This is a genomic window from Flavobacterium sp. (genome assembly GCF_025352015.1).
GTDB lineage: Bacteria > Bacteroidota > Bacteroidia > Flavobacteriales > Flavobacteriaceae > Flavobacterium.
In genome coordinates this window covers 1-10,393 of the sequence record NZ_JANXUG010000090.1, presented here as the reverse complement: position 1 = coordinate 10,393, position 10,393 = coordinate 1, and the positions used below count along the sequence as shown (strand labels likewise).

At 32.7% G+C, this 10,393-nt stretch carries 9 protein-coding genes; 3 read left to right on the top strand and 6 right to left on the bottom strand.

The annotated features are described in order from the left end of the window. The 4 genes from Q0Q96_RS09280 to Q0Q96_RS09265 form a co-directional block, all read right to left on the bottom strand. Window positions 1-406: DUF6146 family protein (locus Q0Q96_RS09280; RefSeq protein ID WP_293874114.1), on the bottom strand; the 406-nt coding region annotated here is incomplete at its 3' end. A gap of 243 nt (window positions 407-649) precedes the next feature. Next, entirely contained in the window at window positions 650-1,612 is a 963-nt protein-coding gene (locus Q0Q96_RS09275) for a D-2-hydroxyacid dehydrogenase (protein WP_293874111.1), read from the bottom strand. Between the two features lie 126 nt (window positions 1,613-1,738). Then, window positions 1,739-2,830 carry a 3-phosphoserine/phosphohydroxythreonine transaminase gene (gene serC, locus Q0Q96_RS09270; protein WP_293874108.1) on the bottom strand — a complete coding sequence of 364 codons (1,092 nt, stop codon included), beginning with the start codon at window positions 2,828-2,830 and terminating at the stop codon, window positions 1,739-1,741. A 129-nt stretch (window positions 2,831-2,959) separates the two neighbouring features. Next, window positions 2,960-4,018, bottom strand: coding sequence for an acyl-CoA reductase (locus tag Q0Q96_RS09265; RefSeq protein WP_293874105.1), 1,059 nt, complete (start codon window positions 4,016-4,018; stop codon window positions 2,960-2,962). A gap of 148 nt (window positions 4,019-4,166) precedes the next feature. Between Q0Q96_RS09265 and Q0Q96_RS09260 the strand changes: the two genes are divergently transcribed. Next, window positions 4,167-4,517 carry a 4Fe-4S dicluster domain-containing protein gene (locus Q0Q96_RS09260; protein ID WP_293874103.1) on the top strand — a complete coding sequence of 117 codons (351 nt, stop codon included), beginning with the start codon at window positions 4,167-4,169 and terminating at the stop codon, window positions 4,515-4,517. A 51-nt stretch (window positions 4,518-4,568) separates the two neighbouring features. On the opposite strand, the gene Q0Q96_RS09255 is transcribed toward Q0Q96_RS09260, so the two are convergent. Together Q0Q96_RS09255 and Q0Q96_RS09250 are read right to left on the bottom strand one after the other, a co-directional pair. Continuing rightward, window positions 4,569-5,105 (bottom strand): hypothetical protein, encoded by a 537-nt coding sequence (locus Q0Q96_RS09255; protein ID WP_293874100.1) that lies wholly within the window; start codon window positions 5,103-5,105, stop codon window positions 4,569-4,571. 149 nt (window positions 5,106-5,254) lie between these two features. After that, window positions 5,255-7,699: a TonB-dependent receptor gene (locus Q0Q96_RS09250; protein WP_293874097.1), complete on the bottom strand. Its 2,445-nt coding sequence runs from the start codon at window positions 7,697-7,699 to the stop codon at window positions 5,255-5,257. Between the two features lie 152 nt (window positions 7,700-7,851). On the opposite strand from Q0Q96_RS09250, the gene Q0Q96_RS09245 reads away from it, so the two are divergent. Both Q0Q96_RS09245 and ychF read left to right on the top strand, forming a co-directional pair. Then, on the top strand, window positions 7,852-9,015 hold the full coding sequence (locus Q0Q96_RS09245) for a hypothetical protein (RefSeq protein ID WP_293874095.1): 1,164 nt from the start codon (window positions 7,852-7,854) through the stop codon (window positions 9,013-9,015). 123 nt (window positions 9,016-9,138) lie between these two features. Next, window positions 9,139-10,233, top strand: coding sequence for a redox-regulated ATPase YchF (gene ychF / locus Q0Q96_RS09240; protein WP_293874092.1), 1,095 nt, complete (start codon window positions 9,139-9,141; stop codon window positions 10,231-10,233). Window positions 10,234-10,393 lie beyond the last annotated feature (160 nt).

Below are 10,393 nucleotides of genomic sequence, written 5' to 3'. Positions count from 1 at the left end.
GCTGTTTGTTAATAATTTGAAAATAAACCATATAATTGAATAGCAAATAATTCACTTCATAACCATAATGAATTTTGGGATCATAATCAATACGCATTTCGTATAAATTACTGCCGTAGCGCTGCGGTTGCATTACTCTGCTATTCCATTCTTGAACATAGGTTTGGTTTCTATTTTCCATATAACTTTCAGAATAAAAACCTCTTGGTTTTGCATTTCCAGCTAGCCAAGTATTAAAACCTGAATCCATTATAATAATTTCATATTCTAATGAATCATTGGCAATCCGAACGACGTCAGCTCTTTTTGCGGCAGCGACAGTTTTTGTTTTCGTAACAATATTTTTATCGAAATGGCAAGCTGCAAGGACTAAAAGTAAAACTAACGAAAGGAGTATTTTCTTCATAGTTTTTTTGTTTTATAAAATTACAAAAAACAAACGCTTCTCACTTTAACTTTAACACATAAAAAAACCACGCAATCGGCGTGGTTGATCTTGTTGTTCTAGGCAATTAATTTTCAAAATATATATCTAATAATCTATTTAAGAATCAGTTTTTTTACTACAAAGGTTATTCCTTAAAATAGCATATCAGTATTAAAAAATAAATTTCCTACTTGCTTGCAAAGTAGTTTTTTTACTAAAAAATTAAACTTTTTCCGATTTTAATAAGCTGATCACTTGTTCTGCCAGTTCAGTTCCTATTCTATCTTGTGCTTCAAGAGTAGCCGCACCAATATGTGGTGTTAACGAAATTTTTGGATGCATCAATATTTGAATTTCTGGTGAAGGTTCGTTTTCAAAAACATCCAATCCTGCAAACAATACTTTCCCCGAATCTAGAGCGGCAATCATAGCTACTTCATCTATAACCCCTCCGCGAGCACAATTTACAATTCCAACATTGTCCTTCATCAATAAAAATTCCTCGGCTCCAATTACATAACCATCTTGAGCTGGAACATGAAGCGTAATAAAATGGGAATGTTTTAAAACATCTTCCATAGGTTCTGTCTCAAATTCCACATTGATGAATTGTCCATTGTAGAAATCAACTTTAACTTCGGCTTTATCCACAAATTTATCGGCAGCAATCACTTTCATACCTATACCAAGTGCAATTTTTGCGACGGCTTGACCAATGCGACCAAACCCAATAATTCCTAATGTTTTTCCGCGTAATTCGATGCCGTTGGCATACGCTTTTTTCAAGCCCTCAAAATTAGAATCACCTTCTAAAGGCATATTTCTATTGGAATCTTGCAAAAAACGAACACCGCTAAACAAATGCGAAAATACCAATTCGGCCACACTTTCAGACGAAGAAGCGGGCGTATTAATAACGTGCAATCCTTTGCTACGCGCGTAATCAACATCAATATTATCCATACCAACACCGCCACGACCGATAATTTTTAAACTTGGACAATTGTCGATAATATCCTGTCGCACTTTGGTGGAGCTTCTCACAATAATAACGTCAATTTTATGTTCGTTAATATAATTAATCACTTGTTCTTGAGCAACCTTGGTGGTAATCACTTCAAAACCACCTTTTTCCAATGCTTTAATACCACTTTTAGAAATTCCGTCGTTGGCTAATACTTTCATATAAATTGTAAATTATAAATTGTGAATTTTTTTTAGTAGCTAATCCTGCTATTCGTTACAATCTTCTTTATAATTGTTGTCAAACAATTATAAAGAAGGATTTCCACTGCTATCAGGGCTAATTTATTAGGCTAATTGTGATTCCGAAAGACACACTACCTCAAGTTGTTTCATAACATCAACTAAAACTTGCACACTTTCTAAAGGCATTGCATTATACATCGACGCGCGGTAACCACCTACGGAACGGTGACCAGTAAGTCCTGAAATCCCTGCTGTTTTCCACATTTTGTCAAAAGCATCTTGGTTTTTTTCGTCTACCAATAAAAACGTGGCATTCATATTACTTCTATCTTTTTTATCAGCAGTACCAGTGAACAAAGGATTTCTATCTATTTCATTGTAAAGCAAGTTGGCTTTTGCCTCGTTGATTTTTTCAATAGCAGCAATTCCGCCCTGATTTTTCAACCATTGTAAGGTCAGCAAACATGTATAAACCGCAAAAACTGCGGGTGTGTTGTACATGCTTTCCGCTTTGATGTGTTTTTCATAATCCAAAATACTAGGAATAGTTCTGCCCGACTTTCCTAAAATTGCTTCTTTTACAACCACTAGTGTTGTTCCCGCAGCACCCATATTTTTTTGAGCACCAGCATAAATTAAATCAAATTGTGTAAAATCTAAACTTCTAGAAAATATATCTGAACTCATATCGCACACCACTGGAATAGTAGTTTTTGGAAACGATTTCATTTGTGTCCCAAAAATGGTATTGTTACTTGTACAATGAAAATAATTGGCATCTTCTGGAATCGAATAATCCGTTGGGATGTGATTGTAATTTTGTTCTTTTGAAGAAGCAACAATACTAGTTTCTCCAAAAATTTTGGCTTCTTTAATGGCATTGTTTGCCCAAGTTCCAGTGTCTAAATAAGCTGCTTTCCCGTCAACTTTCATTAAATTTTGGGGCACCATCAAAAACTCTAAACTTGCACCACCTTGAAGAAACAACGTTTGATATCCTTTTCCTGTAAGTCCCAAAAGTTCTAATGCTAAAGCCCTTGCTTCGTCCATGACGGCAACAAAATCTTTGCTTCGGTGCGAAATTTCAAGGATAGATAAATCAGAATTATTAAAATTTAGAACAGCTTGTGCTGATTTTTCAAAAACTTCTTGTGGCAAAATGCAAGGACCAGCGCTGTAATTGTGTTTTTTCATGGTGACAGATTTCTAATAAATTGAAATGCAAATTTCGGTTAGTGAACTTAATAATGTGTTTTGAAATTGGTAATAATCAGGCTATGTTATCAACGAAAACGTTGTAGTTTATAATAATTGTTATGAAGGCTATAATGACCCTAAAAACTGTAAAGTATCCACATTATCTGCATAATCCCAGAGTTTTGGTTGCTGTGTTTGCCCAAACGGAATAGAATTATGAATTAAATTATTGGAGACAATACACTGTATTTGTTCCGCTTCGTTTGTTAAACGAGTTTGTAAATCATCAAGATTTTCATAATATTCATAAAATACTGAAGAAATAGGAGAGGCATAACTGCTATCTTCTTTTAAAGTTAGGAATTCGTTATCTAATAATTTAAAATTACTCATCAGGAAAACAGCTTTGTTGTAATCGTAATTGTTAGCATATTTTTCATAATAAATGACTTCTTTAAAATCGTAAATTGCCTTGAAAAACGCATCAAAACTGTAAGCTTTAGGAACAAAAAGTTTGGAAACATTCCTGCATCCTAATCCAAAATATCTAAAAATATCTTCACCAAGATTACGTAAGTCGTTCTGGTTTTCGTTGCCGTTTAAAACGGCAATTGAGTTTCTGTTTTTACGAATAATGCTTGGCTTGTTTTTAAAGTAGAATTCAAAATAACGAGCGGTGTTATTGCTTCCGGTAGCAATGATGGCATCAAATTTTTCTAATTTTCCGTCTGTGAAATTTATAGAATTTGCTAGTTTTGGTTCTACACTAATTAAATAATCTGCTAAAAATTTTACTAAATGCTGATCATTAGATGATGTTTTTATCAGGACTTTATGTCCAGCAATAAGCACAGAAAGAAAATCATGAAAACCAACTAAAGGTATGTTACCTGCTAGAATTAATCCAATTGTTTTTTGTTTTACTGCTGACAAATCATAGCTAGAAACCCATTGTGTCAAGTTCTCGTCGGTCAAGGCCTCTGCCCATGAATGAACCGCATAGTAAACTTGCTCTTGAGTAAACCATCCATTGTGAGATTGAGAAAGTTGTAATAAGTCTTTGAATTTATTAAAATAGATATCATTGTGAAGCACATTTTTATCTAGTAACTGTTCATTCAAGGAAAATTGACTTAAAAATTTGCTCAATTCAACAAAAGGTAATTTTCTGTTAATTGAATCCATTTAGATTTGTTTATAACGTGTTTTGATTGTAATTTTGTACAAAAATAAGTTTTATTTAGTTGAAAGTAGAAAGTCACAAGCTCAAAAGATTGAAAAATCATTGAATTAAGATTTTAAAGTAGACTTTTTAAGCTTTAAGGCAATAAAGATGGCAATCATAATAACAGACGAATGTATAAACTGCGGTGCATGTGAACCTGAATGCCCTAATACGGCAATCTATGAAGGTGCAGATGATTGGAGGTATAAAGACGGAACGAAACTCAAAGGAAAGGTTATTTTACCCGACGGTACAGAAATAGATTCGGATGCTCCACAAACCCCAATTTCGGACGATATTTATTATATAGTGCCGGGAAAATGCACCGAGTGTAAAGGTTTTCATGATGAACCGCAATGTGCAGCAGTTTGTCCTGTAGGTTGTTGCATTCCCGATGATGCACATTCAGAGAGCGAGGAAACGCTCCGCAACCGACAGTCATTTTTACATAACGAATAAAAAAAGCCTAAACATGTAAATGTTTAGGCTTTTTACTAAAATAGAAATATATTAATGCTTCACAACATTATATTTCTCAAGGATAACAGCGTCTGTTTTTTCATCATAGGTTTCTAAAACTAAATTACCGTCAGCATCAAAATAGCCAACAGAGAATTTATCCTTGTTTTTAAAAATATAATTGTTAGTGGAAGTTTTTCTTAAAAGTGTCAAATTTTTACTATTTGGACTTGTCATTACATAACCTGATTTATCTGGTTGAATTTGGTACTTAAGACCATTAATGCTGTAATAAGCAGAATGATTTACTTCAACAGATTTTGTTACTCCATCAACTGTAACTTTTGTTTTGGTGGTCACATCAACAGGGCTGTCTTTAATTGGAATATTGAGCGTGTTAGGTTTTGCATCTTCCAAAGCAATTTTTTGAACTTCATTGGTTTCTTCAGATTTTACAATCTTTTTTTCGCCTTTTGAATCTTTAATCGTTGTTGTTACTGTTTTTAATTCAGATTTAATATTGGTATTTTGCGCAAACCCAATAATTGAAGTTAAAATGGTAATCATGCTTAAAATTATAGTTCTCATTATAAGTATTTGAATTGATTAGTATGACACAAATTTATTTTATAATTGCTTGTGAGTGTTACATTATTTTGTTTTATTATTACATAATGCATACATAAAAATCCTGAAATTAAATTCAGGATTTTTATGACACGGATACAAAATAACTACTAAAATTTAAAACTTAATCTAGTATAGTAGTATGCTCCGCTGAAACCCATCTGAACTGCATCATAGTAACCGCCTGCTTCGGTATTGCCAGATTCATCTTGTTTTGTAGGATAGATGTTAAAGAGGTTGTTGCTTCCAATACTTAATTTTACTTGTTTTATTATTTGAAAACCTAGTGTTAAATCGGTCACTATTTTTGGATCATACACATTATCTAATCCCGCATAATCTACAAGTACTACTTTACTAAATCTGGTAAATGCTGCTCCGGCATCAAACCATTTTCTTGCATAATTTAAATTTAAACCAAATTTGCTATTAGGTGCCGATGCTCTTAAAAAAGCAATTTCTCGTGCACCAAAGAAGGTTTCTTGATCTAAATTTCCGTTTTTAACTTTGTTTACCTGCATACTATTAACGTTTCCAACTAATGTAGCTCCAAATTTTGAACTGCCAATAGAATTTTTCCAAGCCATAACAACATCAATACCTTTTGTAACAGTGTTCACTCCGTTGACAAAAAATTGTGCTGAATCGACATTTAAGTTTAATGCAGTAGCATTAAAATAACCTGTAAGTACAATTCTGTCTTTAACATTTATTAAGTAACCATCCACAGTAGCAGAAAATTTTCCAAATTTTCCGGTTAAACCTATTCCGCCACTAGTTGATTTTTCTTCTTTTAATTTATCAATTCCAAATCCTTGTGTCACAGTACTTCCGTTGGCTGCCAATAAAACTTCGGTAGCACCACTACTTGTAAAATTTGTAAAACTAGTATTGAAATAAATTTGCGCCAATGAAGGTGCTCTAAATCCTGTGCCGAATGAACCTCTTAAACTTACATTGTCAGAAAGTTTTAATTTGTATGCCAATTTTAAATTTAATGTATTTCCGAAGTCACTATAATTTTCATATCGTAATGCAGTTCCTATCATAAATTCGTCCGAAACATCTAATTCTGCATCTGCATACAAAGCTTTGCTGGTTCTTTCTTTGTTAACTTCATTTTTTGGACTAAATCCCGGGAAACCTTGAGATCCACCTGGTCTAGGATTTCCTGAAACTGGGTCAATTGGAGCAAATTGGGTAGCGGAATTGGTAATCGGATTTCCGCTGGTGTCGTATGTAGCGTATGAACCAATTTCTCCAGCAAAAATTTCATATTTTTCTAATCTATACTCTCCACCAAAAGCAAAATTAAGACCTTTTAAAACCGATTTAAAGTTTCTGGAAAAATCTAGATTAGTAGTGTTTTGAGTTAGACTAAATCCACCCGCATTAAACTCTGTTGGCGAAGCTGCTTCTAAACTTGCATTTAATGTTCCTTTTATTCTATAGTCGAAAGCATTTTTACCATAGGCATTACTCAAGTCAATATTCCAATCACCAGCTTTTGCTTTAAAACCAAAAGCAAAGGAGTTATCGATAATCTTGGAGGTGATTCTTGGTGTGTAACCACCAGGATAAATAGATTCTACAACTCTTTCACCACTATTTCGGGTAAAAGCATATGCATCAGTATTTCTGTTATTTCTTCCTCCAAAGGCATAAAAATTAATGTTTTTGGTTATTGGTAATTGTAAATTAAACATCGCATTATAGCTTTTGATTTCGGCTTCGCCAAAACCTTTTCTGAAATCAAAACCCGGACGCAAGGTTTTATCTTTGGATAAATATTCGCCAGTAAAATTTATAAAGCCACCATTTTTTCCAAGTTTAACACCGTAATTAGCACCAGCTTTTAATGAGAAACCATCGTATTTGTGATCTTTTCCATAAGAATTACCATTCCCATTTTGGTCTAATTGAAAACCAGGAGTGTTAGGTGTTCCTGGAAGAAAATCGCCTTGGGCATCATTTCTATAAATGCCTGTTGTTACAGCTCCATTTAATTCGCCTACATTATCATTTAGAACAATATTAATCACTCCAGCAATAGCATCAGAACCATATTGTGCTGCTGCACCATCTCGAAGAATTTCTATTCTTTTAATTGCACTTGCTGGAATGGCATTCAAATCGGTTCCCGTATTGCCACGACCACGAGTTCCAAATAAATTTACTAATGAAGATTGATGTCTTCTTTTTCCGTTTATTAAAACCAATGTTTGATCTGGTCCCATTCCTCTCAATGAAGCGGGGTCAACATGATCGGCTCCATCTGAACCTGATTGTTTGTTGGCATTGAAAGAAGGTGCTAGATATTGAAGCAATTCATTAATTTCAATTTTACCGCTTTGAGTGGTAACATCTTTTATATTGATGATGTCAATGGGTACAGCCGAATTTAACACTGTTCGTTTTGAATTTCTTGAACCTACAATTTGAATTTCCTGTAGTGCTTGTACTTTTGTAGTATCAGATTTGATTTCGTTTGGTTTATCTTGAGCAAAAACCGCAGTGAGCGGCACTGTTAAGAATAATAAAGTAATTTTTTTCATAAAATGTTTTGGTTAGATAATTGTTGAGCAATTTAATCTTTTTTAGTAAATTTTGAGTAAATAATAAATTACTTTTAACAATTTAGCTAACTCTTATAAATAGTAATTTATTTCATTTTTTTTATTAAATTTGTTTAAACTGCTATTTTTTTATGAAAAAATTTACATTATTGTTAATTTTACTTTTTAACTTAATTGTTTCATCACAAAATGTTGAAAAATCAATTATACTTAAAGATGTAGACACTAATATTCCCATTGAGGACGCAACAATTTTTATTGCAAAAACAAAACAAACTTTGTTGAGTAATGCAGAGGGAAAAGTAACATTTGTAATTAATGGCACAACTACAATTCAAATAACACATGCTTCTTATAATGCTATTAAATTGAGATCTAATCTTTTGAAAGAAAAGCAAAATATTTTTTATTTAAAAAATAATGTAAATGGTTTGGATGAAATTATAGTGACCAAAAAGCATCCCCAAAAAATATTGATTGAATTAGTTCTTAATTCAATCAAAAAATTAAATATTCCTGCGCGCTTAAAAGTATATTCGAGAGAGTTTTTAAAACTTAATGGAAATTATGCCTATTACAACGATGGTTTATTAAACTTTCAACTAAATGGTAAAGATAAAAGTCTTAAAACCAATATTTTAGTAGAACAAAACAGATCGTTTGGTTTGCTTAAAGATGAAATTTCCGATGATGCTTTAGGATACAATCTCAATAACATCATGGAAAATTATTATAATTTCAAATATCTGAATCCACTTTTAGTAGGAAGTAGCAAAAATCAATTTGATTTTGTGATTAAAGGATACTCTGCCAATTCTGATTATAATCTGATGTTGGTAACGCCTCAAACAAACGCCAAAGGATTGCTGGATGACTACGCTGTACTTTATGATTCAAGGAAAAAATTGATTGTAGAAGTGAGTACTAATGTTTCACCGACTTCACTTGCCAATGTGAAAGATAAAACGTCATTGGGATCTAAAAATATTTACAAATCTCTCTTTAAAACCATTTATAGGATAGATGGTTCTCAATATTATTTGATGAGCTCAAAAGAAGAAATAGGTTTTGAAAAAATTGAAAAATTGAAAACAACTATGATAGAAATCAAAAATTGTTTTGTGACCACAAATTTTAGTGATAAAAATTATACATACAAAGAAAATGAGGTTTTTAAAGACAAAACATTATATAACAAAAAGAACGTTATACTGAATAATTACTGGGAAATTTCGGGATTAACCACTACAAATGAGGAGCAAGAAATAATTGCAAAAATTGAATTTAAAGAATAATTTTTTTAGAAATATTACACTATTGATGCTTTTGAAACTTGATTATATTACCCTATATTTGCGCTCTTTAAAAAAAAATAAAATGCTTTAGCATTAGCGAAAAAAAGCAAATAATCAGGAAATATGAAAGCAGGAATTGTAGGGTTACCCAATGTAGGCAAATCAACTTTATTTAATTGTTTATCAAATGCCAAAGCGCAGAGTGCCAACTTTCCGTTTTGTACAATAGAACCTAACATTGGCGTTGTAAACGTTCCTGATCCTAGGATTAATCGTTTGGAAGAATTGGTAAAACCAGAACGCGTTCAAATGGCAACTGTTGATATTGTTGATATTGCAGGATTGGTAAAAGGAGCTAGCAAAGGCGAAGGTTTAGGAAATCAATTTTTGGCCAATATTAGAGAATGTAATGCCATTATTCATGTACTGCGTTGTTTTGATAACGATAATATTGTTCATGTTGACGGCAATGTAAACCCAATTCGGGACAAAGAAACTATTGATATCGAATTACAATTAAAAGATCTTGAAACGGTTGAAAAGCGTTTAGAAAAGGTAAACCGTGCTGCGAAAACAGGAAATAAAGAAGCCCAAACAGAAAAAGCACTTTTGGACCGAATACGAGAAAATTTATTGCAAGCAAAATCAGCTAGAACAGTAGAACCACAAAATGCGGACGAAATAGAGTTATTAGAAGATTTTCAGCTCATTACAAACAAACCCGTTTTGTACGTTTGTAATGTTGATGAAAGCGCGGCCGTAAATGGAAATAAATATGTAGACCAAGTTCGTGAGTTAGTAAAAGATGAAGATGCCCAAGTCATCATTCTTTCCGTAGGAGCAGAAGCTGACATAACAGAATTAGAAAGCTATGAAGAACGTCAAGTTTTTCTAGAAGACTTGGGATTGACAGAACCTGGTTCAGCAGTTTTAATACGTGCCGCCTATAAATTGCTGAAATTGCAAACCTATTTTACGGCTGGCGTAAAAGAAGTTCGTGCTTGGACCATAAACATTGGAGATACAGCACCAAAAGCTGCGGGAGTTATACACACCGATTTTGAGAAAGGCTTCATTCGTGCAGAAGTTATTGCTTACCAAGATTTTTCTACTTTTGGTTCGGAGACAAAAGTTAAAGAAGCTGGAAAATTAAGAGTCGAAGGAAAGGAATATATAGTAAAAGATGGTGATGTAATGCATTTTAGATTTAATGTTTAATTCTAAATAAAATAATTAATATGGCTTTAGTCTAAAGAATATATTTATTATCTTTGTTTTATGAAAGATACCATTTTAGCACAAATATCGGAATTAAATCAAGAAGAGAAATCTCGATTATATAAAATTATAGAAGGCTTTTTGTTTGATAATGAAATAG